We start from the raw sequence: 25191 nt of genomic DNA, 5'->3' as shown, positions 1-25191 counted from the left end.
TCCGGCAGGGATAAACGCTGAAGGCATCTAAGCGTGAAGCCCCCCTCAAGATGAGATATCCCTCAGAAATGAGTAAGACCCCTTGAAGACTACGAGGTAGATAGGAATGAGGTGTAAGCACAGCAATGTGTTCAGCTGACATTTACTAATCGGTCGAGGGCTTGACCAAAGGTTTTGGATAGGAAAAGGATGTAAGTTAAGGTATAAGAGATAGAGTTTCAGTGTTCGGTTTTGAAGGAATAAATTAAAAACGATAGCTTTCTGCTATCGTTTTTTTATGCATTAATTTCAGATAATTGTTTCTTTTTTTAAAATATATGTTATAATTAATTGAGAAAGTAGTAAAAGGCTGCATTGCAGGCTTCTTAAAATATGTGGCATAAAGAATATGGCATAAAGAACAAAAGCAGCGGGAAGGGCACAGGAGTAAGTATGGATACTAAGATATTACTTGAAAACGGAACAAATGAATTGGAGATTCTGGAGTTTACCCTGGCAGGTAATTCCTACGGAATTAATGTTGCCAAGATCAAAGAGATCATCACCTATCAGCCAGTAACACCGGTTCCGAATTCACATCCCAGTATTGAAGGTATTTTCATGCCGAGAGATACTATGATCACCGCCATTGATCTGAAGAATTGTCTGGGGCGTGGTGAATCTGAGAAAAAAGGATTATTTATCGTTACCAACTTTAATAAGCTGGATATTGCATTCCATGTAGAATCTGTATTAGGTATTCACAGAGTAAGCTGGAGAGATATTATTAAGCCGGATATCACCATTTCTGCAGCAGATGAGAGTGTTGCTACCGGCATTATCAAGAAAAATGACAAGCTGATCATTATTCTGGATTTCGAGAAGATCGTATCTGACATCAATCCGGAGACAGGACTGAAGATGTCCGAGCTGAATGAACTGGGAGAGCGTACTAGAAGCTCTGTTCCTATTCTGATTGCAGAGGATTCCCCCCTGCTTAACAAGCTGATTGTAGATTCCCTGAAGGCAGCCGGCTATGTAAATCTGATCCATACAGAGAACGGTCAGAAAGCATATGATGTTATTACGCAGTGCAAAGAGGATGGTACACTGGATCAGCATGTTCGTTGTATCATCACCGATATTGAGATGCCGGAAATGGATGGTCACAGACTGACCAAGCTTGTGAAGAGCGATGATGCGACCAAGGACATTCCTATTATCATTTTCTCATCACTGGTTAATGATGACATGAAGAGAAAGGGAGAGGCTTTGGGAGCAGATGCACAGCTTTCCAAACCCGAGATCGGTAATCTGGTAAGAATTGTGGACGAACTGGTAGCAGAGAAGCATTTAGACAGATAGTAAGTTTAGAGAAGCAAAAAGGCTGGGATAGTCCCAGCCTTTTGCTATAATATCAGGATACAGTTATGGATAAACAAACAGAAGAAATTCTTCAGAAAATTGAAGAAGCGGAATATGTGCTGGTGGGCCTGGGACAGGAGTTTGACATGGAATTTTTCCTGCAAAGCAGAGAAGATTACCGCAGAATCCGGGAACAGTTACAACAGCAGAATGTACTTTGGCTTTTGCCTTATGTGGAAGAACAATTCCGCAGACAGTATTTGCCGGAGATGGAAGCAGAGATCGAGAAGGGATTGCAGAAGCTGGCAAAAGTATTGGAAAAAAAGAGTTATTTTGTGGTTTCATCTTCGCTGAATCATAAATTGGCAGAGGTTCCCTGGAAAAAAATGTTATTGAAAAAAGAGCGATTCGTGGCACCCTGTGGAGACTGGACGAAAAAACAGTGCCCGGACGGGTGTGAGGAAGGCATCCAGACAGTGACAGAAGCAGATGAGGAACAATTGCAGGAGAGTTTTAAGAAGCTGCAGACTAACGGGTTTTCGGTTCCGAATTTGGGAAAATGTCCAAAGTGCGGGAAAAAGTTGGTACTCAACAATGTCTATGCCGGCCGATACGATGAAAAAGGATATTTGAAAACCTGGACAGAATATCAGAACTGGCTGCAAAATACCCTGAATCATAAAATGGTGTTGTTGGAGATTGGGGAGGGGAACCGTTTTCCTACGATTATACGTTCCCCTTTTGAGAGAATCGCTTTGTTTCAACAAAAAGCAGACCTTTATTGTATAGATGGAGAACAAAATCCCATTGCCTGGCTGCTCAGCCTGTGTTAAACTTAACATGCTAGTAACTTGTGAGAAAGCGGAGGAATGACATATGCCTTCACAGGAGGAATACCTGGATAATTTATTAAAAGGAATTGAAACAGAAAATATGGAAACAGAGGTTACAAAGGAGCCGAAAATGACCGGGACGGAGGAAGAAACTGCCAAAGCACCGGAAACGCCGGAGCCTGTGGAAGAGAGTGGAACTCAGGTCGATATGAGCGATATGGATGATCTGCTGCAGTCGGCGCTGGATGCTCAAAAAGCTGATTCATCAGAGCAGGAAACGGAAGCAAGTCAGCCTGTAGCGGAAAATACAGCCATTCTTCCAGAGGAGACAGCGTCTATGTCTGAGGATGAAATTAACAGGCTATTGCAGCAGAGCCAGGAGCAATCCGGGGATGCTCCGGCACAGGAGAGCAACGATGCTAATGACGATCTGATCAAAATGTTGGAGAATGCGGATGACGAGGGATTGTCAAATATTCTGGATCAGGTGACACCGGAGACTGCACAGCCGGAGGAAACAGCAGAGCGGGAAGAAGACAACGGCAAGCGCGGAAAAAAGAAAAAAGAAAAGAAAAAGAAGGAAAAGAAGCCGGGATTTTTTGAACGGTTTAAGAAGAAATCCAAGGAAGAACCGGAATCAGCACCGGATGAGACAGAATCAGCACAGCCTGCGGGAGAGGAAGTTACATCGGATATCCCGGAAACTGTGCCGGATGATCTTGCGGATCTGTCTTCCCTGACGGATGGCATGGATGATACAGACAAAACACCGATGGAGGCTTCTGACAACACGGAAAGTGTAGAAAGTACGGAAAATGCTGCGGAAAACGGAGATGCCGGCGGCCTGGATGACGATCTGGACGCTTTACTTGCGGGAGCATTTCCGGAGCAGTCGGAGAACAGCACGGATAATGCATCCGGAGAACCGGAATCTGCAGATGTGATGGATATTCTGAAGGCTGCAGGCGCAGACATCATGGATGAGCCGGAACAGAAGAAAGAGAAAAAAGGCTTTTTTGCCAAATTATTAGATCTGTTCACCGAGGAGGACGAGGAAGAAGAGGAAGCGGATCAGTTGCAGCTGTCCGATGAGAACAAGAAGATCCTGGAAGAGATGGACAAGGGCGGCAAGAACAAGAAGGGAAAAAAACAGAAAAAGCCTAAAAAAGAAAAGCAGCCCAAGCCCAAGAAACCGGCAAAAGAAAAAAAGAAAAAAGAAAAGCCGGAAAAGGAAGATAAGCCGTCAGTATCGGAGAAAAAGCTTTCTCCGAAGAAAATCCTCCCGATTGTAGTGGTATGTATTTCTCTGGGGGCGGTGATTCTGTTGCTGGGTAACTTCCTGGCGGATTATACCGCGAAGCGCAGTGGTAGAGAAGCTTACTATGCCGGAGATTATCAGACCTGTTACCAGAATCTGATGGGCAAGGAACTGGATGAGACAGAACAGGTGATGTACAGTCAGTCCGAGAGTATTCTGACCATCCGTATGTGGCTGCGGGAGTACGAAGTATTCGTAAACGAAGGCTCTGAATTGGAGGCATTGGACAGCCTGCTTCAGGCAGTCAGGGATTATCCGACATTGTTAAATTATGCGACACAGTGGAATGCGCAGGATGAGGTAAGTCTGGCATTCCAGGATATTTTGAATATCCTTTCCCAGAAATATCAGTTAAGTCAGGAAGAGGCACAACAGATTGCGGATATTTCCGATAATGTAGAATATACGAAGAATGTAATGTTGGTTCTGCAAAGGCTGGGACTGGGATTCTGGGAGTTCCCGCAGGGAACGGTAACGGAGGAAACATCTGCACCTAATACGGAGGAGGCGCCCGCACAGCTGCCGGATCCTCTCCCCGAGGAAAAGGAGATACAGCAATGATCACAGTGCTCGACTATGATGCTGGCAACATAAAGAGTGTAGAAAAGGCATTGGATTTTCTGGGAGAAGAGGTGAAGATTACCAGAGACAGAGAGGAAATCCTGTCCGCAGACGGTGTGATCCTGCCGGGTGTGGGAGCGTTCGGTGATGCCATGGAAAAACTGCACCAGTACGGACTGGTGGATGTCATTCATGAAGTAGTGGACAGGCAGATCCCTTTTCTGGGAATCTGTCTGGGCTTACAGCTGATGTTTGAGAGTAGTGAGGAGACACCGGGAGTAGAGGGACTGCACCTGTTAGACGGTAAGATCCGAAGGATTCCTGCGGCAGAAGAACTGAAGATTCCGCATATTGGCTGGAATGACCTTACTTTTCCCAATGAAGGAAGACTTTTCCGGGGCGTGGAAGAGCATTCCTATGTATATTTTGTACATTCCTATTATCTGGAGGCAGCAGATCCTTCCATTGTTACTGCCACCACAGAATATGGAACTTTGATTCATGCTTCCGTGGAAAAGGGTAATATTTTTGCCTGTCAGTTCCATCCCGAGAAAAGTTCCCGGGTGGGAATGAAAATTCTGCAGAATTTCATAGAGATCACACAAGAGTTCCGGGAAAAAGATAAGCAGGGAGGAAGATGATATGCATACCAAAAGAGTAATTCCCTGTCTGGATGTGAAGGATGGCAGAGTAGTAAAAGGTGTGAATTTTGTGAATTTCCGGGATGCCGGAGATCCGTCGGAGGTAGCATCTGCTTATGATGCAGCCGGTGCGGACGAAGTGGTATTTTTGGACATTACGGCTTCTGCAGACAGTAGAGCAACGCAGTTAGAGTGGGTGCGGAAGGTAGCCAGCAAGGTATTTATTCCTTTCACTGTAGGCGGAGGAATCCGTACCGTGGATGATTTTAAGGCGATATTGAGAGAAGGAGCAGACAAGATTTCTGTGAATTCCGCAGCCATTATGAATCCGCAGCTGATCAGTGATGCAGCAGAGAAATTTGGCAGTCAGTGTGTGGTGGTCGCTATCGATGCCAAGAAGCGGGCAGACGGCGGTGGTTGGAATATTTATAAAAACGGTGGTCGTGTGGATATGGGCATGGACGCTGTGGAGTGGGCCAGAACCGCAGAGAAGATGGGAGCCGGAGAGATCCTGCTGACCAGCATGGACGGTGACGGCACGAAGGAAGGCTATGATCTGGAGCTGACCAGGGCTGTGGCAGAGAGTGTAAGCATTCCGGTCATTGCATCCGGCGGTGCTGGACAGCTGTCTCATTTCTATGATGCTCTGACAGAGGGAAAGGCAGAGGCAGTTCTGGCGGCATCTCTGTTCCATTACAAAGAATTAGAGATCAGGCAGGTGAAAGAATACCTGCGGGAAAAAGGAATCAGTGTCCGTCTCTAGGGACGACAGGGAGGATTTGACTATGGCAATGATCACGAATGACTGGCTGACGGCTTTGGGCGGAGAATTCCACAAGCCTTATTACAGACAGCTTTTTGAATTTGTCAAAAATGAATACAACACCACCGTGGTCTTCCCACCGGCAGATGATATTTTCAATGCATTTCATCTGACGCCGTTAAGCAAGGTAAAAGTGGTGATTTTAGGACAGGATCCTTATCATAATGTGGGACAGGCTCATGGCCTGTGCTTCTCGGTGAAACCGGATGTAGAGATTCCCCCTTCTCTGGTGAATATTTATCAGGAACTTCACGATGATCTGGGATGCTATATCCCTAACAATGGTTATCTTGTAAAATGGGCCGAGCAGGGTGTCCTGATGCTCAATACGGTGCTTACCGTGCGGGCACACATGGCCAATTCCCATCACGGGAAAGGTTGGGAAGAGTTTACAGATGCCGCCATCCGGGCACTGAATGCACAGGATCGTCCCATTGTGTTTATCCTGTGGGGCAGACCTGCCCAGATGAAGAAAGCTATGTTGAACAATCCCAATCATCTGATCTTAGAGGCCCCTCATCCCAGCCCCCTGTCTGCCTACCGCGGTTTCTTCGGCAGCAGACCTTTCAGCAAGACTAACAACTTCTTGAAAGAACACGGCGTGGAGCCCATCGACTGGCAGATTGAAAATGTGTAAATTGTGAGTTACGAGCCATGTAAAAATAGAGTGGAACACCTCGATGGGCGCTTGCACACAAGCGAGGCTGGTTCACTCTATTTTTGCATGGCTCGTAACGTAGTGCTGCCATACCCTCCACGAACGTCCGCCTGTCGCGAACGTCCTGTTCGCACCACCCTGATTTTCAACACTTTTCGAGAAAATGTCACCACCGTCCGACAAACATCCCCGGAAGGATATTCCATCCGCTGCGGACGTTCTGCTTTTTTCATAATATCTGTACACCATAGGCATTTCTGCTGCAGCCATTTCTATTGCTTTGGTGCAAATCACATTAAAATAGCAAAATCAGTACAAAAAAACCTCTAAATCAAACATTTTTTGTACTGATTTTATTATTTTCCTATTTTAGCGAAAATAAGCTCTTATAAAAGGCCAAAATCTCCTGTTTTTGTATTTTTTTAGCAAAAAAGGACGTTTTTAATACAAACAGAATTCCCGGAGGAGTGGCATCACTTTCCATTTCTTTTACTGACATCTTTTCTCAATAAGTATTTCCCCTATTGACAAAACAAGGAATCCTTACTATAGTGTTCCTGTAAAGAACTACTAAAAGGAGTACCTATGGAAGAAGCGGCAATCATAGAACAACTTATCCTGTTCGGACTGAGCAGGCAGGAGGCTGTCATTTACCTGTGTCTTCTTCAAAATGAAGAACTGACAGGCTATGAGGTGGCGAAGCTGACGGGGATTTCCAGATCCAATGTCTATAATGGACTGGCATCGTTGGTGGAGCATGGAGCTGCTTATGTGATCGAAGGAACCTCCTCAAAATATCTGGCTGTAGCATTATCCGAGTTCTGCGATAACCGGATCCGGTATCTGCGGAAAGCAAAAGAACGTCTGGTGACGGATGGCCCCAGGAAAAATTTACCTAGAGAAGGCTATATCACCATCGAAGGCTATGACCACATCTGTGACAAGATCCGGCACATGCTTCTGGGTGCCGAGAAGCGTATTTATTTTTCCGCAACAGGTGAATTCCTGGAGCAATGGTCGGAGGAGATCAGGGAGCTGGTCCGGGCACAGAAAAAAGTGGTGCTGATTTCAGAAGACAACAGAGAACCTTTTCCGGAAGATGCGGAATTAAAGGCCGGGATCATAGAATACCTGGTGCCGGAGCATTTCAGAGAGCCTAAGGAAGAGGAACAGCAGATGGATCAGATCCGTCTCATCATAGATTCCGAGTACATTCTCACCGGTACGGTGACGGGAAAGAGCAGTGATACCTGCCTTTACAGTGGCCAGAAGAATTTTGTCAGAGTCTTCAAGGATGCCATGCGCAACGAGATCGCCCTCATTCGGTTGAAGCAGGGTGAGCAATAATTATGTAGAAAACGCTTTTGCCGGGTGGAAACGGCCGCAGCGTTCTCATAAATAGGATAAAATAGAAAGGGATAGAAAAATGAGTATCAGAGTCGCAATTTTAGGTTATGGTAACTTAGGAAAAGGAATGGAATGTGCAGTAAAGCAGAATGATGACATGGAGCTGGTAGCCGTATTTACCAGAAGAGATCCTGCTACAGTAAAGACTTTAACAGATGTGAAGGTTTATAATGTAGATCAGTTGCTGTCCATGCAGGACAAGATCGATGTCCTGGTGCTGTGCGGAGGCTCCGCAACCGATCTGCCCAAACAGACCGCAGAGTATGCAAAATATTTCAACGTGGTAGACAGCTTTGATACCCATGCGAAGATCCCCGAGCATTTCGCACAGGTAGATGCTGCAGCAAAAGAGGGCGGCAAGGTAGCCATGATTTCCGTAGGCTGGGATCCCGGTATGTTCTCCCTGAACAGACTGTATGCCAATGCCATTTTAAGAGACGGCAGCGATTATACCTTCTGGGGTAAGGGTGTCAGCCAGGGACATTCCGATGCCATCCGTCGTATCCCCGGTGTTAAGGATGCCAAGCAGTATACCATTCCCGTAGAGTCCGCACTGGAAGCTGTCAGAAACTGTGAGAATCCGGTTCTGACCACCAGACAGAAGCATACCAGAGAGTGCTTTGTGGTAGCGGAAGAGGGCGCAGACAAGGCACAGATCGAAGAGCAGATCAAGAACATGCCCAACTATTTTGCAGATTATGATACTACTGTACATTTCATCACTGAGGAAGAACTGCAGAGAGATCACGCAGGTATCCCTCACGGCGGATTTGTACTGCGTACCGGCAAGACCGGCTTAAACGGTGAGCACAACCATGTGATCGAGTACAGCTTAAAGCTGGATTCCAACCCGGAGTTCACTTCCTGCGTACTGACCGCTTATGCAAGAGCTGCTTACCGCATGAATCAGGAAGGCCAGAAGGGCTGCAAGACCGTATTTGATGTGGCACCTGCTTATCTGAGCACTCTGACTCCGGAAGAGATGAGAAGCGCGTTACTGTAAATAAGATAGATGCAGAGGAGATACTTATGGAAAAAAAGGCATTTGTTACCAAAGAAATGATCGAAAAGATCGCAGAAAAATATCCCACACCGTTTCATATCTATGATGAAAAGGGAATCCGGGAGAATGCGAAGGCGCTGAAGGAAGCTTTTGCGTGGAACAAGGGCTACAAGGAGTTCTTTGCGGTAAAGGCGACTCCCAACCCTTTTCTGATCAACATCTTAAGAGATTACGGCTGTGGATGTGACTGCTCCTCTCTGACAGAGCTGATGCTCAGCAATGCTATGGGGGTAAAGGGAGAGGACATTATGTTCTCCTCCAACGATACCCCGGCCCATGAATTCGAATATGCGGCAAAAATCGGTGCCACCATCAATCTGGATGACATCACCCATATCGATTTCCTGGAGAAGACCATCGGTTATCTGCCCAAGACCCTGAGCTGTCGTTACAATCCCGGCGGATATTTTTCCATCAGCAATAACATCATGGACAATCCGGGCGATGCTAAATACGGTTTCACCACGGAGCAGATGTTTGAGGGATATAAGATCCTGAAGGCAAAGGGTGTGGAGAATTTCGGTATCCATTCTTTTCTGGCCAGTAACACGGTAACGAATGACTATTATCCCACTCTGGCAAGAGAACTGTTCGAACTGGCAGTAAAGCTGAAAGAGGAGACCGGCGCACACATTACCTTCATCAATCTGTCCGGTGGTATCGGTATTCCTTACCGTCCGGATCAGGAACCCAACGACATCAGAGTCATCGGCGAAGGCGTGCGTAAGGTATATGAGGAAGTTCTGGTACCGGCAGGCATGGGTGATGTGGCAATCTACACAGAGCTTGGTCGTTATATGATGGCACCTTACGGACATCTGGTGACCCAGGTCATCCATGAGAAGCATACTCATAAGGAATACATCGGTGTGGATGCCTGTGCCGTGAATCTGATGCGTCCCGCCATGTACGGCGCTTACCATCACATCACTGTACTGGGCAAGGAAAACGAGCCCTGCGACCACAAGTACGATGTGACCGGTTCCCTGTGCGAGAACAACGACAAATTCGCCATCGACCGGATGCTGCCGAAGATCGATATCGGTGACTATATTGCCATCCACGATACCGGTGCACACGGTTTTGCCATGGGTTACAATTACAACGGTAAGCTGAAATCCGCAGAGCTTCTGCTGAAGGAGGACGGCAGCGTGGAACTGATCCGCCGTGCCGAGACACCGAAGGATTATTTTGCAACCTTTGACTGTTTCGATATTTATAATAAGATTAATTTTGACGCATAACACTTACCCATAGGAGGTTGGCGTGACTGCTTGCAGGCAAAGCAGACCTCCTATGAGGGAAGTGAACGAACATGAGCAAGAAGGGCGATAGCCCGGAATGCGAATGGGAGTACCCATAGGAGGTTGGCGTGACTGCTTGCAGGCAAAGCAGACCTCCTATGAGGGAAGTGAACGAACATGAGCAAGAAGGGCGATAGCCCGGAATGCGAATGGGAGTACCCATAGGAGGTTGGCGTGACTGCTTGCAGGCAAAGCAGACCTCCTATGAGGGAAGTGAACGAACATGAGCAAGAAGGGCGATAGCCCGGAATGCGAATGGGAGTACCCATAGGAGGTTGGCGTGACTGCTTGCAGGCAAAGCAGACCTCCTATGAGGGAAGTGAACGAACATGAGCAAGAAGGGCGATAGCCCGGAATGCGAATGGGCGATATAGGAGGATACGAAGCAATGAAATATCCGAAACATATACAGCGGGGAGGGACCATTGGATTTGTGGCCCCTTCTTTTGGCTGTCAGATAGAACCTTATTACACTGCCTTTGGCAATGCCCAGAAGAAATTCCGGGAAATGGGCTATCAGTTACAATTAGGCCCCAACTGTTATGCCGGAGAGGGCATCGGTATCAGTAACACCCCCGAAAAATGCGGGCAGGAGCTGACGGATTACTATTGCAGCCCGGAAAATGACTGTCTGATCTCCTGCGGTGGCGGAGAACTGATGTGCGAGACCATGAGCCATGTGGATTTTGAGCGTCTGCAGGCAGCAGAGCCCAAGTGGTATCTGGGGTATTCTGACAATACCAACATGACCTATCTGCTGGCAACCATCTGTGATACCGCCTCCGTCTACGGCCCCTGCGCGGCCGCTTTTGGCATGGAGCCCTGGCATGCATCCCTGAAAGATGCCTTCGGAATATTGACCGGAGAGACCAAAGAGGTGCATGGATATGACAAGTGGGAAAAGGAGTCTCTGAAAAATGAAGAACAGCCTCTGTTGCCCTATAACACCACGGAATCCAGAGTGCTGAAAAAGTATCTTGGCAGACAGACAGCAGAAGAGGAACCGGAGATCCGCTTTTCAGGTCGGTTGCTGGGCGGCTGTATGGATTGTCTGGTGAATCTACTGGGAACCCGGTTTGATAAAACACAGGATTTTCTGGAAAAGTATAAAGAGGACGGAATCATCTGGTTCCTGGAAGCCTGTGACCTGAATGTTTTTGCCATCCGCAGAGCCATGTGGCAGATGGAGGAAGCCGGATGGTTTCAGTATGTCAAAGGTTTTCTCATCGGAAGACCGTTGTGTTTCGGACAGGAGATGATGAGACTGGATCAGTACCAGGCAGTTCTGGACGTGGCGGGAGAGAAGAATGTTCCCGTGATCATGGATGTGGATCTGGGACATCTGGCACCCATGATGCCGATTGTCACCGGAAGCTGTGCGGAAGTACAGGTACAGGGCAATGATGTCACCCTCCGTTATGACTATCGGTAAAATGTATAAATTCATAGAAAAAGTGTAGAAATAAGAAAAGGCTCATCCCAAACGGGAGAGCCTTTTCGTGCGTCTATGGAACGCTCTATTCGTCGAAAACGATATTAGCAGCCAAAATTGAAGTAGCCGCAGAATGCATTCAACCACTGAGAACAGTTAATGAATTTGAAACACATACTTTCTTCCTCCTTTTCCTGTTGCCTGGTGTTCGGTTACGTCTGTGTTAGCTAAGCACAAATGAATTGTAACAATTTTGTAACAATTAATCCATAGGAGATGATTGGAAAAAAATTAGAAAAAGCAGGAAATGCGATGTGGTTATAAAAATACAAAAAGAAAGCGCAGAACCGATTTGATTCTGCACTAACTGCCGGCAATGGGACTTGAACCCATACGGTGTTGCCACCAACAGATTTTGAGTCTGCCTCGTCTGCCATTCCGACACGCCGGCATTCAAACACTCACAACAGAGATTATCTTATCATAGATTAAAAAAGTTGACAAGAGTTTTTTTCTGGAATCTTGCTACTATTTTTCTAGTCTTTTTACACAAGATGTTGTATAGTAGAAGTGTATGAGTATATGGGAACGCAATCTGTAGAACTGTTTTGGAATAGGGTGGAAGCATGAATTGCAAAGAATTTGAAAAGAATATTCCTGATTTCATTGCAGGAAAACTGGATTTTCAGACCTTGCAGGAATTCGGGGAGCATATGCGGGAATGCCCGGGCTGCAAGGAGGAATTGGTGATTCAGTTCCTTGTAACGGAAGGTATGCAGCGTCTGGAAGACGGCGATGCTTTTGACCTGCAGAGAGAACTGGAACTGAGACTTGCGGAAGCAAAGCGCAAGGTAAGATTTCATATGGCTTTTCTGAAGACAGGGGCCGTACTGGAAGTGCTGACGGTGATTTTTCTTATGGGATTTCTGGGATGGATCATCTCTTAGCGACACCTGATAGAATCAAGAGGACAGAATTAAGATAGGATAGACAGAGTATGAGTCAGAAACTGGTATTGATCGACGGACACAGTATATTGAACCGGGCATTCTACGGAGTGCCGGATCTGAGTAATGCAGAGGGACTGCACACAAATGCCATTTATGGTTTTTTGAATATTATGTTTAAAATTCTGGAGGAGGAAAAGCCGGAATATCTGGCAGTGGCTTTTGATGTTCATGCACCGACTTTCCGCCACAAAATGTATGAGGCTTACAAGGGAACGAGAAAGCCTATGCCGGAGGAATTGCGGGAGCAGGTGCCCGTCATGAAGGAAATCCTGAAGGCCATGCATATTACCATTATGGAGCAGGCGGGACTGGAAGCAGATGACATTCTTGGAACGCTGGCCAAAAAAGCAGAGCAGGCCGGATTGGAAGTATCACTGGTCTCCGGTGACAGAGATCTGCTGCAGATTGCCACGGATCATATCAAGATCCGGATTCCGAAGACGAAGCAGGGCAGAACGGAGATCGAGGATTATTATGCCGCAGATGTACTGGCTGCCTATCAGGTGACTCCGTTACAGTTTATCGAACTGAAAGCCCTGATGGGAGATACCGCCGATAATATTCCAGGAGTGCCGAAGGTGGGGGAGAAAACCGCACAGGCACTGATGGTGGAGTACGGTTCTCTGGATAATATTTATGCCCATGTGGAAGAAATCTCGAAAAAAAGTATCCGGGAATCCCTGATCGAGCATAAGGATCTGGCAGATCTGAGCAAGACGCTGGCAACGATCAAGACCGACTGCGAATTGCAGTTGGATTACGAACAGGCCAGAGCAGAGGGGTTCTATACCCCGGAAGCCTATACCTTGTGCAAACGTCTGGAATTCAAAAATCTGTTGGGAAGATTTGAAAAAGATGCCGCCGCCAATGACAGCAAGATCGCAGAAAGCTTCCGACAGATTGAAGATAAAAAAGAATTTTTACAATATCTGAAAAAAGCGCAGAAACAGAAGGAGATCGGCCTGTGGCTGATCACGGAACCAGTGGATGCTACTACGAAAAAAGAAGAATTGCTGGGGGTGGCATTGTCTATGTCCGATGAGGAGACGGTATTTTATGCCCTGACACATGAAAAGGAACCGGAAGGGCAGTTAAGTCTGTTTGCGGAAGCGGTGGAATCTGTGGATGACACCGCAGAGATCACGGAAGCTCTACAGGAACTTTCCGCAGGTACGGATACACAGATCGCTACCTTTGATGTGAAGCACCAGTATGACTATCTGGACCGCAGCAGTACAGAACAGTATTTTGACGTATTGATCGCGGCGTATCTGCTGAATCCTCTGAAGAATGATTATGACATGGAGGCCATTGCTTCGGAGCATCTGGGAATTCTGATCCCGGGCAGAGCGGAAGTATTCGGCAAGAGAGATTTTCGGACACTGCTTTCCGAGGACGCCGGGAAAGCCATGGAGTATGCGTGCTACGGAGCCTATGTCTCCCGGAAAGGCAAAAAAGTCCTGAAGGACAAGCTGGAGGCAGCAGGCATGAAATGTCTCATGGAGGAGATGGAGATGCCTCTTTCACTGGTACTGTATGACATGCAGAAAGAAGGTGTGGCTGTAAAGCGGGAGGAACTGAAGGCTTATGGGGATGCACTGGTGGCCCGCATTGAGGAACTGGAACAGTCCATTCACACACAGGCAGGAACAGAGTTCAATATCAATTCCCCCAAGCAGCTGGGCGAGGTACTGTTTGAGACCATGCAGATCCCCGGCGGCAAGAAGACCAAGACCGGATATTCCACAGCTGCGGATGTGCTGGAAAAGCTGTCGGCGGATTACCCTATTGTAAGAGATATCCTGGAATACAGAGGTCTGACCAAGTTAAAGTCCACCTATGCAGACGGACTGGCAGCTTTTATTGAAGAGGACGGCAGGATCCATACGAATTTCAATCAGACCATTACTGCCACGGGGCGTATCAGCTCTACAGAGCCGAATCTGCAGAACATTCCCATGCGTATGGAACTGGGCAGACAGATCCGCAAGGTATTTATCCCCAGAGAAGGCTATGAATTCATGGATGCGGACTATTCCCAGATCGAACTGCGTGTGCTGGCTCATATGTCCGGAGACGAACAGCTGATTGATGCTTACAGACAGGAAGAGGATATTCACCGGATCACGGCATCCAAGGTATTCCATACTCCTTTCGAGCAAGTCACGGATCTGCAGCGCCGGAATGCCAAGGCAGTCAATTTCGGTATCGTCTACGGTATCAGTTCCTTTGGACTGAGTCAGGATCTGAGTATCAGCAAAAAGGAAGCGGCACAGTACATTGAACAGTATTTTGCCACTTACCCGAAGGTGAAGGAATTCATCGACAAACTGGTGGCGGATGCAAAGGAAAAGGGCTATACGGAGACCATGTTTGGCAGAAGACGCCCTATCCCGGAACTGTCGTCCTCCAATTTCATGCAACGGTCCTTCGGCGAGCGAGTGGCCATGAATGCCCCTATTCAGGGAACGGCGGCGGATATTATCAAGATCGCCATGATCAAGGTATGGAAAGCATTGAAAGAGGAAGGGTTAAAATCCCGTCTGATCCTGCAGGTGCATGACGAACTGTTGATCGAGACCGCACAGGAGGAAGAGGCAAGAGTCCGTGAGATCCTTACGGAAAATATGAAGTCCGCGGCAGATCTGGCGGTGACGCTGGAAATCGATCTGCACACGGGCAATAACTGGTATGAGGCGAAATAAATGCGTTTTATAGGTATTACCGGCGGTGTGGGTGCCGGAAAAACAGAGATTTTAAAATATATCGGACAGCATTATAAATGTGAGATCTATCTGGCGGATGAGATCGGGCATAAAGTCAAGGAACCGGGAACCGAAGGCTATCATGCGCTGGTAGCGCTGATGGGAGACGGAATCCTTGCACCGGACGGACAGATCGATAAGCCGGCAATGGCGGCAAAGATTTTTGCAGATCCGACACTGTTGGAGCAGGTGAATGCCATCATTCATCCTGCGGTAAAAAAATATCTGGCGGATCGTCTGGCAGAGGCAAAGAATAAGGGCGATGTGGAACTGTTTTTTGTGGAAGCGGCACTTTTGATCGAGAGCGGGTATGAACATATAGTGGATGAAATGTGGTATATCTACGCCAGAGAAGATGTACGCAGAAGAAGACTTTCGGAAAGCCGCGGTTACACACCGGAGAAGATAGAAAAGATCATAGCATCACAGCTTTCGGAGGAAGAATTCCGGCAGCATTGTGATTTTGTCATTGATAACAGTGACAGTCTGGAAGACAGCTACAGACAGATCAGACAGAAACTGGAGGCATATTCATGGAAGGAGTAAAAGAAAAACAGGGACAGTTGGTATTCGGACTGGATATCGGTACGAGAAGCATCGTAGGTACGGTAGGATACTTAAATGGCGGGAAGTTCCATGTGCTGGCACAGCGCTCCAAGGAGCATGAGACCAGAGCCATGCTGGACGGACAGATCCATGACATCGGCAAGGTGGGAGAGACTATTTCTCAGGTAAAGGAACAGCTGGAAGCGGATCTGGGCAGAGAACTTACGGAAGTATGTATCGCAGCTGCAGGCCGTGTGTTGCGTACCGTCACTACCTATGTGGAGCACAGCTTTGAGAGTGACCGGGAGATCACGCAGGAAGATGTGTATTCCTTGTGTACCATGGGCGTGGAGAAGGCTTACGAGGAATTCCAGAACAGCAATACGGATACAGATATGAAATTCTACTGTGTGGGTTATACGGCCATGCGGTATTACATGAATGGCTACCAGATGGGTAATCTGGAGGGACATAAGGCAAAAAACATTGCAGTGGATCTGATCGCCACGTTTCTGCCGGATGATGTAGTGGACGGTCTGTATAAGGCAGTAGAACTGGCGGGCCTGCATGTGGCGAATCTGACACTGGAGCCTATTGCTGCCATTCAGGTAGCAATTCCGGAGAAGTTCCGTATGTTAAATATGGCATTGGTGGACGTGGGTGCAGGCACCAGTGATATTTCCATTACCAAAGAGGGAACCATCACAGCCTATGGCATGATCCCCGTAGCAGGAGACAGCCTGACGGATATTCTGGTACAGCATTGTCTCGTGGAATTCGAGGTGGCCGAGCAGATCAAGAGAAAATGCAGAACCCAGGAGACTATCGAATACGAAGATATCATGGGACTGCCCCAGACCATCAAAGCCAGCGAAGTGCTGGAACTGCTGGATCCGGAGATCGAACGTATGACCCAGCTGGTATCCGATACCATCAAAGAACTGAACGGGGACAAACCGGTCAGTGCCGTGTTCGTGGTAGGCGGCGGTGGAATGGTGCCCGGTTACACGGAGAAGCTGGCAGAAAAGCTGGGCATCGTGAAGGAACGTGTGGCAATCCGGGGACAGGAAGTCATGCAGACCATTACATTTGAACTGGAAAATGCCAGAAAGGATGCCATGATGGTAACACCTATCGGTATCTGTTTAAGCTATTATGTACAGAGCAATAATTTTATTTTCGTGGAATTCAACGGAGAGCGGGTAAAGCTCTATGATAACGGCAAATTATCCGTGACAGATGCCGCTATGCAGATGCAGTTCCCCAATGACCAGCTGTTCCCCAGAAAAGGGGAAGCCCTTCTGTTTACTGTCAATGGTAAGACCCGTATGGTGCGGGGCGAACAGGGAGAGGCAGCAGTCATCCGGGTCAACGGAGACGAGGCGGATATGTATACCCAGGTACATAATGGGGACCGCATTGTGGTAACACCTTCCACGGAGGGCGAACCGGCGGTGTTGGAGCTGGGAAAACTCTCTGAACTGGGGGATGCACTGCAGGTCTATGTGAACGGTAAACAGATCAGTCTGCCGAAGACAGCGGAAGTCAACGGTCACAGAGAGAATGAATTCTACCGGATCGGCCAGAACGATGATATTCGGATTCGGAATTCTTATACTGTAAAGGAAATCGCAGAATTTCTGGATGTGCCTCTCGGTGCGGATATCAGGGTCAATGATACAGCGGCGCAGCCGGATACCAGAGTTTATGAGCATTTCACCGTAAGCTGGGATATGAAGAACCCGCTGCCGGAAGGGAGTTATGCAGACCTGCCGGATGAGGACACAGAAGAGGATGCCTATAGAGAAGAGCCTGTTTATGGAGAAGGGCCTGTGATGCAGAAGGCAGAGGCTGTGGCAGGAGAAGCGGCGATGACACAGGGGACAGAGACTGCAGCAGAAAACGGGACGGCTTCCGTGACAACGCAGGGGACTTCCGGGAAGCAGGACGAAAAGTACGAAAGCGTGGAACAGACGGCACAGAGCCAAAGCGTGTCACCACAGGGGCCGCATCCATTAACAGTGATCGTGAACCATTCCCCCATCACCATGCAGGGTAAGGCTTCCTATGTATTTGTGGATGTGTTTGATTATATTGATTTTGATCTGGGATCCTCCGCATCCGCAGGCAGATCCATTGTGACGAACTTAAATGGACGCCCGGCACAGTTCATGGAACCTTTGAAAGAGGGAGATGTGATCGAGATCTACTGGAAAAGCATGCACTAGTATGCATTAATGCCGAAGATGGAAAACGGAAAAGAGTAAGACAGAAGTAAGATAGAAAAGAGATTAAGAAGTTATGAGATTATGTAGTATTGCCAGCGGCAGCAGCGGCAACTGTATTTATGTGGGATCAGAGGCCACGCATCTGCTGGTGGACGTGGGAATCAGCGGCAAAAAGGCGGAGGCCGGGCTGAACAGTCTGGGACTCACCGGAAGAGATCTGGATGGCATCCTGGTGACCCACGAACATATGGATCATGTGGCGGGACTGGGTGTCATGGCGAGAAAATATGAAGTGCCGATCTATGCCACAACGGGAACCCTGGAAGAAATCCAGAAGATGGGGAATCTGGGCAAGATCAATCCAGCCCTGTTTCGGGAAGTGAAGGAAGATGTGAAACTGACTATCAAGGATCTGACTGTCAATCCCATGAAAATCTCCCATGATGCGGCACAGCCGGTGGGCTATCGTATTGCTTACGGAGATAAAAAGGTAGGAATCTGTACGGATTTAGGAGTCTATAATGATTACACCGTGGAGTGCCTGAAGGGAATGGATGCCTTGCTGCTGGAAGCGAATCATGATGTGAAGATGTTGCAGGTAGGACCTTATCCCTATTATCTCAAACAGAGAATTCTGGGGGACAGAGGACACCTTTCCAATGAAAATTCCGGCAAGCTGCTCTGTCGAATCCTGCATGACAAGCTGCAGGCTATCGTGCTGGGACATCTCAGCAAGGAGAATAATCTTCCGGAGCTGGCCTATGAAGCGGTCCGGATGGAAATCACCATGGGAGAGAACCCTTACCGGGCGGAAGACTTCCGGATGATGGTGGCAGACAGGAGCAATGTATCTCCGGTGATCAATATTGCGTAGCGGATGCGCAGCGCATCAGCCAGCATTATTCGTTGGAGCCGCATCATAGCACGCTTTTGCGTCATTTCATGACTAGCTTTGCTCCATAGTTTGGCGCTCGGTGCCTGAAACATATTCGCTCACAAAATGATGCAAGTATGATTTCTGTGTCTGAATATGTTCATAGGCTGAACTTGAGGTTGCAAATTGTAGTAAAGTGTAGTTTAATAGATAAAAATAATAGCATGATTTCATGCAGAAAATGAGGGCGATTATGAAAAGAACAATTATTACGGTAGTTGGTAAGGACACAGTAGGCATTATCGCAAAGGTATGTACCTATCTTGCGGGAAACGGCATCAATATCCTGGATATTTCCCAGACCATCGTACAGGGATATTTTAACATGATGATGATCGTTGACACCAATCAGATGCAGAAAACTTTTGGTGATATGGCAGATGAACTGGCTGCTCTCGGAGAAGAAATTGGCGTAGTGATCAAGTGCCAGAAGGAAGAGATCTTTGACAAGATGCACCGCATCTGATAAGCCCCACGATTTCGAAATAAATAAGACCCGAAGGGGCAGATAGGAGCCGTAATGATCAATTTATATGAAGTAACAGAGACCAACAAAATGATCGAGGAAGAGAACCTGGACGTGCGTACCATCACACTGGGTATCAGCCTGTTAGACTGTATCGATTCCGATCTGGACAGATTAAATGAGAAGATTTATAACAAAATCTACGAAGCAGCCAAGGATCTGGTGAAGACCGGAGAGGAGATCTCCAGAGAATTTGGCATCCCCATTGTAAATAAGAGAATTTCCGTAACTCCCATTGCACTGATCGGTGGTGCGGCATGTCATACGATAGAAGACTTTGCAAGTATTGCAAAGACATTGGATAAGGTAGCACATGAGGTTGGTGTGAACTTCCTGGGCGGTTATTCCGCATTGGTCAGCAAGGGAATGACCCCGGCAGATGAACTGTTGATCCGTTCCATTCCGCTGGCATTGTCTACTACAGAGCGTGTGTGCAGTTCTGTAAACTTAGGTTCCACCAAGACCGGTATCAACATGGATGCGGTAAAGCTGATGGGTGAGATGGTGAAGGAGACCGCAGAGTACACGAAGGAAGATGATTCCCTGGGCTGTGCAAAGCTGGTAGTATTCTGTAATGCACCGGATGATAATCCTTTCATGGCAGGTGCCTTTCATGGTGTGACCGAAGCAGACAAGATCATCAATGTCGGTGTCAGCGGCCCCGGCGTTGTAAAGACCGCACTGGAAAAGGTGCGCGGCGAGAACTTCGAGGTTCTCTGTGAGACTATCAAGAAGACTGCTTTTAAGGTAACCCGTGTAGGTCAGCTGGTAGCACAGGAGGCATCCCGGATGTTAAATGTTCCCTTTGGCATCGTGGATCTGTCTCTGGCACCGACCCCGGCCATCGGCGACAGCGTAGCGGATATCCTGTGTGAGATCGGTCTGGAACATGCCGGAGCTCCCGGAACCACTGCAGCCCTGGCGTTGTTGAATGATCAGGTGAAAAAGGGCGGTGTTATGGCATCTTCCTACGTCGGCGGTTTAAGTGGTGCATTCATTCCTGTCAGTGAAGATCAGGGAATGATCGATGCCGTGAATGCCGGAGCCCTCACCATCGAGAAGCTGGAAGCCATGACTTGTGTCTGCTCCGTAGGTCTGGATATGATCGCCATTCCCGGAGACACCAAGGCAACCACCATTTCCGGTATCATTGCGGATGAAATGGCCATCGGTATGGTGAACCAGAAGACCACCGCAGTCAGAATCATCCCCGTAATCGGAAAAGGCGTGGGAGAGACCGTGGAGTTCGGCGGCCTGTTAGGTTATGCACCCATCATGCCCGTGAATACCTTCTCCTGTGATGCTTTCGTCAACCGCGGCGGCCGCATCCCCGCACCTATTCATAGCTTTAAGAACTAACTGGAAAGTTAGTTTGGTGTAAATAGTCCAAAAACGATGAATTCCGTACAAAAAAAGTTCCTAAATCAGGAATTTTTGTACGGAATTTCTTTATTTTGCTTATGTAGCGAAAATAGAGACTTTTTACATATCAAAATTTCATATTTTTGTATTTTTTTCGCAGAAATTGGCGTTTTAAATACAAACAGAACTCCCGGAGTAGCAGAAGGTCCTCAGGCAGATGTCTGTCGGAGCGTGTTGATATTTTCTTAAGCAGTGGTGAGCCATCAGGGTGGAGCAAACACGATGTTTGCGACAGGCGGCCGGCGACATGGATGTCGCCTAGAGCCGTGCCCGTTCGGATGAGATACACTTTATCCACTGCTTTAGAAAATTCACACTCGGAGACCGATATCTGCCTGAGGGCCTTCTGCCGCTTCGGGAGTTCATCTGGTTTGCCAATATTTATTTCATTAACTTTCCATTTATACAATCACAATCGGTGTCCGATATTCATTCACCATTTCCGTCTGGTTCTTTAAGGCCAGATTCCCCAGATAGATCTGATTGCGGAGGATATCCAGATCCAGCATCCGCAGAGATTCGGGAGAAAGCGTCTGTCTGGCATCAGCCAGGCTGGTGACGAGAGGAATGGAACTGTTCTTTTTGATCTCGGCAAGCAGTGGCGTCGCATTCTTGCGGAAACCCAACACTCTGGCGTAAGAGATATAGTCTTCCGACTTGCAGGTCTCGAATTCTTCCTTGGTCATATTCAGCAAAATATGAAGCAGACATCTGCTGATGCGGGTGTAGGTCATATCCTTACTCTTGAGCAGATCACAGAAAGAAGTGTAACCTGCGAAGGAAGGCAGGGTATTGCGGATCCGGTCGGACAGATCCGAAGAAATATCCTGATACTTGTCGTAGCCCACAGAGTATTCCGTCAGCAGCTTGTATTGCAGTGCTGCGGAAAAATCATCGGCAAACAGAGGCTTTTTGTGAGACAGAGAATCCGTCATCAATGCATAGGCACTTTCCGGCATCTGGGCAGCCAGATAGGATAGATCATGCCCGGCGGCCACCGACTGGCGGATAGCAATGGCGGAACACTGATTGGTGCCGAGACGTTTGTCGTGATAATCCGCACCGACTCTGGTGGTAGTGAACGGTGAGATCTTGCTGTTTCTGGACATCAGAGCTTTGAGATATTCAATTCCCAATATATTATTAGGAGAGGAAAGAACGTCCTTATCATCGCTTAAGGAAGGCGCGTATTGCAATAACGCCCAGGTCCTGGCGATGGGGAAGGACATTCCCTTACGCATATTGCAGCGCAAGGATTCCACGTAAGGTTCCGGTTCCGTATAGAAAATCTCAGCGATCCGTGACAAGACTTCAATGTTGCCGCACTCACTGCCAAAGCACAGATTTGTGGTCACTCCCAGTTTGTCGAACAAGGCAACCGAGCCCTTGGCAAAAAATTCCGCACTGGAGGCAGCATAGCGGGTGGGCAGTTCCAGCACCAGATCTGCACCGTTCTCCAGAGCCATTTTTGTACGGGTGAACTTATCTAAGAGGGCAGGAGCACCCCGCTGCATGAAATTACCGCTCATGACAATGATCGTATAATTGGCATCATTGGCCTCTTTGGCATGCTGTAACTGGTAAGCATGACCATTATGGAAGGGATTATACTCTGCGACAATACCATTGACCTTCATAATGTGGCTCCTTTCGTGAAAAGAAATATACGTTATAACGAACACAAACCCTGACAAGGAATGTGAAAAAAATAACATACACTGAAAGCGTTTACATATGCATGGTTATCAGCTTATTTTATTCTGAAAAAATAGTGGTTGTATCTGAAAATATACAATTTTGCGAACATTATGCCCTTGTGTACTCCAGATGTATTTAGTATAATATAAATACATCGGTTTGTTAAGATAAAACCAAAACTTTACAGAAGTTATTTGGGAGGAAGCGGGTATCCCCCGCCGGAAAGGAGAATGGATATGTCATACATTGACATGATTAAAGAGAGAGCAAGACTCGACAAAAAGACTATTGTATTACCGGAATCTAATGATAAGAGAACATTACTGGCTGCTGCCCGTATCGTGGAAGAGGGCATCGCAGACATCATTATGATCGGTGATGAAGAGAAGATCATGGATGGTGCAGGCTGGCTGGAAGTTGACCTGTCCAAAGTTAAGGTAGTTAACCCTAAAACAACTCCCAAGTTGGATGACTATGTGAATTTATTATATGAAACCAGAAAAGCAAAGGGAATGACCCCCGAGAAGGCAAGAGAGATCCTGCTGAATGATTACCTGACCTTCGGTATCGTAATGGTTAAGGCTAATGATGCAGACGGTATGGTAGCAGGTGCATGCCACTCTACCGCAGATACTTTAAGACCTGCACTGCAGATCCTGAAGACTGCACCCGGCGTTAAACTGGTATCCGCATTCTTCGTTATGGATACCGTATTCAAGGATCAGGGTGAGAACGGAACCTTCCTGTTCGCTGACTGTGGTCTGAACCAGGATCCTACTCCCGAAGAACTGGCTGCTATCGCAGATACTTCTTCCAGAAGCTTCAAGTCTCTGATCGGACCTAAGCCCGTGATCGCCATGCTGAGCCACTCCACCAAGGGAAGTGCAAAGCACGCACTGGTTGACAAAGTAGTAGAAGCTACCCGTATCGCACATGAGGAGTATCCTCATCTGACTCTGGACGGCGAACTGCAGTTGGATGCAGCTCTGGTTCCCAGCGTTGCCAAGTCCAAGGCTCCCGGAAGCCCTGTAAACGGACATGCCAATGTCCTGATCTTCCCGAACCTGGATGCAGGTAACATCGGTTACAAGCTGGTACAGAGACTGGGTGGAGCAGAAGCTTACGGCCCTATGTTACAGGGTATCGCAAAGCCTGTTAACGATCTGTCCAGAGGATGTTCCTGGCAGGATATCGTCGGTGTCGTAGCACTGACCGCTGTACAGGCACAGTTAGTATAATCACTGGTAACGAACATAAACGTGTGCGGGATATCTGTCCCGCACCGTATTCATGTATTGCCCGCACGGGTAACATGACCTCATAGAGTAACAGATTTGAAAGAAAGGAATTCATCATGAATATTTTAGTTATTAACTGCGGAAGCTCTTCCCTGAAGTTCCAGCTCATTGATTCCGAGACCGAGAAATGCATCGCAAAGGGTCTTTGTGAGAGAATCGGTATCGAAGGAAGCCAGATCACCTATACCCCCGATGGTGGTGAGAAAGAGCAGACTGTAACTCCCATGCCGGATCATACCGAAGCTATCCGTCTGGTGCTGGAAGCTCTGACCAATGAAAAGACAGGTGTGGTAAAGAGTCTGGATGAGATCGGTGCCGTAGGACATCGTATCGTACACGGCGGCGAGAAGTTCGCAGCATCCACCATTATCACCGATGAAGTTATGAAAGCCATCGAGGAATGCAACGACCTGGCTCCTTTACATAACCCTGCTAACCTGATCGGTATCAATGCATGCAAGAAGCTGATGCCCACCACTCCCATGGTAGCTGTATTTGACACCGCTTTCCATCAGACCATGCCTGAGGAAGCTTATATGTACGGTCTGCCTTACGAGTATTATGAGAAATACAAGATCAGACGTTACGGCTTCCACGGAACCAGCCACTCTTATGTATCCAAGAAGGCTGCTGAGGTTCTGGGCAAAAAGTACGAAGATCTGAAGATCATCGTTTGCCACCTGGGCAATGGTGCCAGCGTATCCGCTGTTAAGAACGGCAAGTGTGTAGACACCTCCATGGGTCTGACACCTCTGGAAGGTCTGATCATGGGAACCCGTTCCGGTGATATCGATCCTGCCATCATGGAGTTCATCGCTCACAAAGAGGGCAAGAACATCGACGAGATCATGACCGTTCTGAACAAGAAGTCCGGTGTATATGGTCTGTCCAACAATCTGTCTTCCGATTTCCGTGATCTGGAAGCAGGTTACAACAACGGCGATGCACACTGCATCCGTACCATGAACACTTACTGCTACCGTGTGGCAAAATATATCGGCTCTTATGTAGCAGCCATGAACGGTGTAGATGTGATCTGCTTTACCGCAGGTATCGGCGAGAACGCACCTTTAGTTCGTTCCCTGGTATGCGAGCATCTAGGCTTCTTGGGAGTATCCATCGATGAGGAGGCAAACCACAAGCGTGGCGAGGAGATCGCTATTTCCACTCCTGACAGCAAGACCACTGTTATGGTAATTCCTACGAATGAGGAACTTGCTATTGCCAGAGAGACTGTAAGTTTGGTAAAATAGGTTCGACGGAACCTTAAGAATGAGAACACCCATCAACCGGAGGATCCGATTGGTGGGTGTTTTACGTATGCAAATCGAGCATGAGAAATCCCCGTCGATGTATGGTAACGAATCAACAGAGGGAGAA

At 47.7% G+C, this 25191-nt stretch carries 20 protein-coding genes, 1 tRNA gene and 1 rRNA gene; 20 read left to right on the top strand and 2 right to left on the bottom strand.

Annotation, left to right across the window (positions count from 1 at the left end):
• From ACLTOH_RS10905 to ACLTOH_RS10855, 11 genes are all read left to right on the top strand, one after another.
• Positions 1-169, top strand: a 23S ribosomal RNA gene (locus ACLTOH_RS10905); the annotation flags it as partial.
• Between the two features lie 263 nt (positions 170-432).
• On the top strand, positions 433-1344 hold the full coding sequence (locus tag ACLTOH_RS10900) for a chemotaxis protein (protein WP_022312258.1): 912 nt from the start codon (positions 433-435) through the stop codon (positions 1342-1344).
• A 65-nt stretch (positions 1345-1409) separates the two neighbouring features.
• The gene (locus ACLTOH_RS10895) at positions 1410-2177 is read left to right on the top strand and encodes a hypothetical protein (protein WP_337763076.1); all 768 of its coding nucleotides are present in this window, start codon (positions 1410-1412) and stop codon (positions 2175-2177) included.
• A gap of 43 nt (positions 2178-2220) precedes the next feature.
• Positions 2221-4056 (top strand): hypothetical protein, encoded by a 1836-nt coding sequence (locus tag ACLTOH_RS10890; RefSeq protein WP_337763077.1) that lies wholly within the window; start codon positions 2221-2223, stop codon positions 4054-4056.
• Positions 4053-4697 carry an imidazole glycerol phosphate synthase subunit HisH gene (hisH, locus tag ACLTOH_RS10885; protein ID WP_118731465.1) on the top strand — a complete coding sequence of 215 codons (645 nt, stop codon included), beginning with the start codon at positions 4053-4055 and terminating at the stop codon, positions 4695-4697. The genes ACLTOH_RS10890 and hisH overlap by 4 nt, the downstream gene beginning before the upstream one ends.
• Before the next feature lies 1 nt (position 4698).
• The gene (hisF, locus tag ACLTOH_RS10880) at positions 4699-5460 is read left to right on the top strand and encodes an imidazole glycerol phosphate synthase subunit HisF (RefSeq protein WP_118539962.1); all 762 of its coding nucleotides are present in this window, start codon (positions 4699-4701) and stop codon (positions 5458-5460) included.
• Positions 5461-5482: 22 nt separating this feature from the next.
• Complete coding sequence (locus ACLTOH_RS10875; RefSeq protein WP_117467371.1) at positions 5483-6157, top strand: uracil-DNA glycosylase; 675 nt, start codon at positions 5483-5485, stop codon at positions 6155-6157.
• Between the two features lie 606 nt (positions 6158-6763).
• On the top strand, positions 6764-7525 hold the full coding sequence (locus ACLTOH_RS10870; RefSeq protein WP_022312252.1) for a TrmB family transcriptional regulator: 762 nt from the start codon (positions 6764-6766) through the stop codon (positions 7523-7525).
• A 79-nt stretch (positions 7526-7604) separates the two neighbouring features.
• Positions 7605-8588, top strand: a complete 984-nt coding sequence (locus tag ACLTOH_RS10865; RefSeq protein WP_117467369.1) for a diaminopimelate dehydrogenase — start codon at positions 7605-7607, stop codon at positions 8586-8588.
• Positions 8589-8614: 26 nt separating this feature from the next.
• Positions 8615-9892 carry a diaminopimelate decarboxylase gene (locus ACLTOH_RS10860; RefSeq protein ID WP_117467367.1) on the top strand — a complete coding sequence of 426 codons (1278 nt, stop codon included), beginning with the start codon at positions 8615-8617 and terminating at the stop codon, positions 9890-9892.
• Between the two features lie 448 nt (positions 9893-10340).
• Positions 10341-11384 (top strand): S66 peptidase family protein, encoded by a 1044-nt coding sequence (locus ACLTOH_RS10855; protein WP_412224116.1) that lies wholly within the window; start codon positions 10341-10343, stop codon positions 11382-11384.
• 368 nt (positions 11385-11752) lie between these two features.
• Here the strand turns inward: ACLTOH_RS10855 and ACLTOH_RS10850 are convergent.
• Positions 11753-11835, bottom strand: a tRNA-Leu gene (locus tag ACLTOH_RS10850).
• A 175-nt stretch (positions 11836-12010) separates the two neighbouring features.
• On the opposite strand from ACLTOH_RS10850, the gene ACLTOH_RS10845 reads away from it, so the two are divergent.
• The 7 genes from ACLTOH_RS10845 to ACLTOH_RS10815 all read left to right on the top strand — a co-directional run bounded on the left by ACLTOH_RS10845 (position 12011) and on the right by ACLTOH_RS10815 (position 20752).
• The gene (locus ACLTOH_RS10845; protein ID WP_022311862.1) at positions 12011-12331 is read left to right on the top strand and encodes an anti-sigma factor family protein; all 321 of its coding nucleotides are present in this window, start codon (positions 12011-12013) and stop codon (positions 12329-12331) included.
• A gap of 50 nt (positions 12332-12381) precedes the next feature.
• Entirely contained in the window at positions 12382-15099 is a 2718-nt protein-coding gene (gene polA, locus ACLTOH_RS10840; protein ID WP_118731461.1) for a DNA polymerase I, read from the top strand.
• The gene (coaE, locus tag ACLTOH_RS10835) at positions 15100-15705 is read left to right on the top strand and encodes a dephospho-CoA kinase (protein WP_022311864.1); all 606 of its coding nucleotides are present in this window, start codon (positions 15100-15102) and stop codon (positions 15703-15705) included. It abuts the gene before it with no gap.
• On the top strand, positions 15693-17933 hold the full coding sequence (locus ACLTOH_RS10830) for a cell division protein FtsA (protein WP_022311865.1): 2241 nt from the start codon (positions 15693-15695) through the stop codon (positions 17931-17933). Before coaE ends, ACLTOH_RS10830 begins: the two co-directional genes overlap by 13 nt.
• Positions 17934-18006: 73 nt before the next feature.
• Positions 18007-18807 (top strand): MBL fold metallo-hydrolase, encoded by an 801-nt coding sequence (locus ACLTOH_RS10825; RefSeq protein ID WP_022311866.1) that lies wholly within the window; start codon positions 18007-18009, stop codon positions 18805-18807.
• 253 nt (positions 18808-19060) lie between these two features.
• The gene (locus tag ACLTOH_RS10820; protein ID WP_412224115.1) at positions 19061-19333 is read left to right on the top strand and encodes an ACT domain-containing protein; all 273 of its coding nucleotides are present in this window, start codon (positions 19061-19063) and stop codon (positions 19331-19333) included.
• 54 nt (positions 19334-19387) lie between these two features.
• Positions 19388-20752: a PFL family protein gene (locus ACLTOH_RS10815; RefSeq protein WP_412224114.1), complete on the top strand. Its 1365-nt coding sequence runs from the start codon at positions 19388-19390 to the stop codon at positions 20750-20752.
• A 464-nt stretch (positions 20753-21216) separates the two neighbouring features.
• Here the strand turns inward: ACLTOH_RS10815 and ACLTOH_RS10810 are convergent, their stop codons facing one another.
• Positions 21217-22452 (bottom strand): nucleotidyltransferase, encoded by a 1236-nt coding sequence (locus ACLTOH_RS10810; protein WP_182427189.1) that lies wholly within the window; start codon positions 22450-22452, stop codon positions 21217-21219.
• Between the two features lie 297 nt (positions 22453-22749).
• Between ACLTOH_RS10810 and pta the strand changes: the two genes are divergently transcribed.
• Positions 22750-23751, top strand: coding sequence for a phosphate acetyltransferase (gene pta / locus ACLTOH_RS10805; RefSeq protein ID WP_117467447.1), 1002 nt, complete (start codon positions 22750-22752; stop codon positions 23749-23751).
• A 116-nt stretch (positions 23752-23867) separates the two neighbouring features.
• Entirely contained in the window at positions 23868-25064 is a 1197-nt protein-coding gene (locus ACLTOH_RS10800) for an acetate kinase (protein ID WP_117467445.1), read from the top strand.
• Positions 25065-25191 lie beyond the last annotated feature (127 nt).

This window comes from Waltera sp. (assembly GCF_046969025.1).
GTDB classification, from domain to species: Bacteria; Bacillota; Clostridia; order Lachnospirales; family Lachnospiraceae; genus Acetatifactor; species Acetatifactor acetigignens.
The sequence above is the reverse complement of the archived record's forward strand: the minus strand, read 5'-3'. Positions and strand labels throughout refer to the sequence as shown.

What these genes read in the sequence shown, in the direction of transcription:
- ACLTOH_RS10810 (WP_182427189.1), bottom strand. Translation starts at nt 22,452, where the DNA reads ATGAAGGTCAATGGTATTGTCGCAGAGTATAATCCCTTCCATAATGGT.
- coaE (WP_022311864.1), top strand. Translation starts at nt 15,100, where the DNA reads ATGCGTTTTATAGGTATTACCGGCGGTGTGGGTGCCGGAAAAACAGAG.
- pta (WP_117467447.1), top strand. Translation starts at nt 22,750, where the DNA reads ATGTCATACATTGACATGATTAAAGAGAGAGCAAGACTCGACAAAAAG.
- ACLTOH_RS10830 (WP_022311865.1), top strand. Translation starts at nt 15,693, where the DNA reads ATGGAAGGAGTAAAAGAAAAACAGGGACAGTTGGTATTCGGACTGGAT.
- ACLTOH_RS10860 (WP_117467367.1), top strand. Translation starts at nt 8,615, where the DNA reads ATGGAAAAAAAGGCATTTGTTACCAAAGAAATGATCGAAAAGATCGCA.
- ACLTOH_RS10855 (WP_412224116.1), top strand. Translation starts at nt 10,341, where the DNA reads ATGAAATATCCGAAACATATACAGCGGGGAGGGACCATTGGATTTGTG.
- ACLTOH_RS10875 (WP_117467371.1), top strand. Translation starts at nt 5,483, where the DNA reads ATGGCAATGATCACGAATGACTGGCTGACGGCTTTGGGCGGAGAATTC.
- ACLTOH_RS10895 (WP_337763076.1), top strand. Translation starts at nt 1,410, where the DNA reads ATGGATAAACAAACAGAAGAAATTCTTCAGAAAATTGAAGAAGCGGAA.
- ACLTOH_RS10845 (WP_022311862.1), top strand. Translation starts at nt 12,011, where the DNA reads ATGAATTGCAAAGAATTTGAAAAGAATATTCCTGATTTCATTGCAGGA.
- ACLTOH_RS10865 (WP_117467369.1), top strand. Translation starts at nt 7,605, where the DNA reads ATGAGTATCAGAGTCGCAATTTTAGGTTATGGTAACTTAGGAAAAGGA.
- polA (WP_118731461.1), top strand. Translation starts at nt 12,382, where the DNA reads ATGAGTCAGAAACTGGTATTGATCGACGGACACAGTATATTGAACCGG.
- ACLTOH_RS10820 (WP_412224115.1), top strand. Translation starts at nt 19,061, where the DNA reads ATGAAAAGAACAATTATTACGGTAGTTGGTAAGGACACAGTAGGCATT.
- ACLTOH_RS10900 (WP_022312258.1), top strand. Translation starts at nt 433, where the DNA reads ATGGATACTAAGATATTACTTGAAAACGGAACAAATGAATTGGAGATT.
- ACLTOH_RS10800 (WP_117467445.1), top strand. Translation starts at nt 23,868, where the DNA reads ATGAATATTTTAGTTATTAACTGCGGAAGCTCTTCCCTGAAGTTCCAG.
- ACLTOH_RS10825 (WP_022311866.1), top strand. Translation starts at nt 18,007, where the DNA reads ATGAGATTATGTAGTATTGCCAGCGGCAGCAGCGGCAACTGTATTTAT.
- hisH (WP_118731465.1), top strand. Translation starts at nt 4,053, where the DNA reads ATGATCACAGTGCTCGACTATGATGCTGGCAACATAAAGAGTGTAGAA.
- hisF (WP_118539962.1), top strand. Translation starts at nt 4,699, where the DNA reads ATGCATACCAAAAGAGTAATTCCCTGTCTGGATGTGAAGGATGGCAGA.
- ACLTOH_RS10890 (WP_337763077.1), top strand. Translation starts at nt 2,221, where the DNA reads ATGCCTTCACAGGAGGAATACCTGGATAATTTATTAAAAGGAATTGAA.
- ACLTOH_RS10870 (WP_022312252.1), top strand. Translation starts at nt 6,764, where the DNA reads ATGGAAGAAGCGGCAATCATAGAACAACTTATCCTGTTCGGACTGAGC.
- ACLTOH_RS10815 (WP_412224114.1), top strand. Translation starts at nt 19,388, where the DNA reads ATGATCAATTTATATGAAGTAACAGAGACCAACAAAATGATCGAGGAA.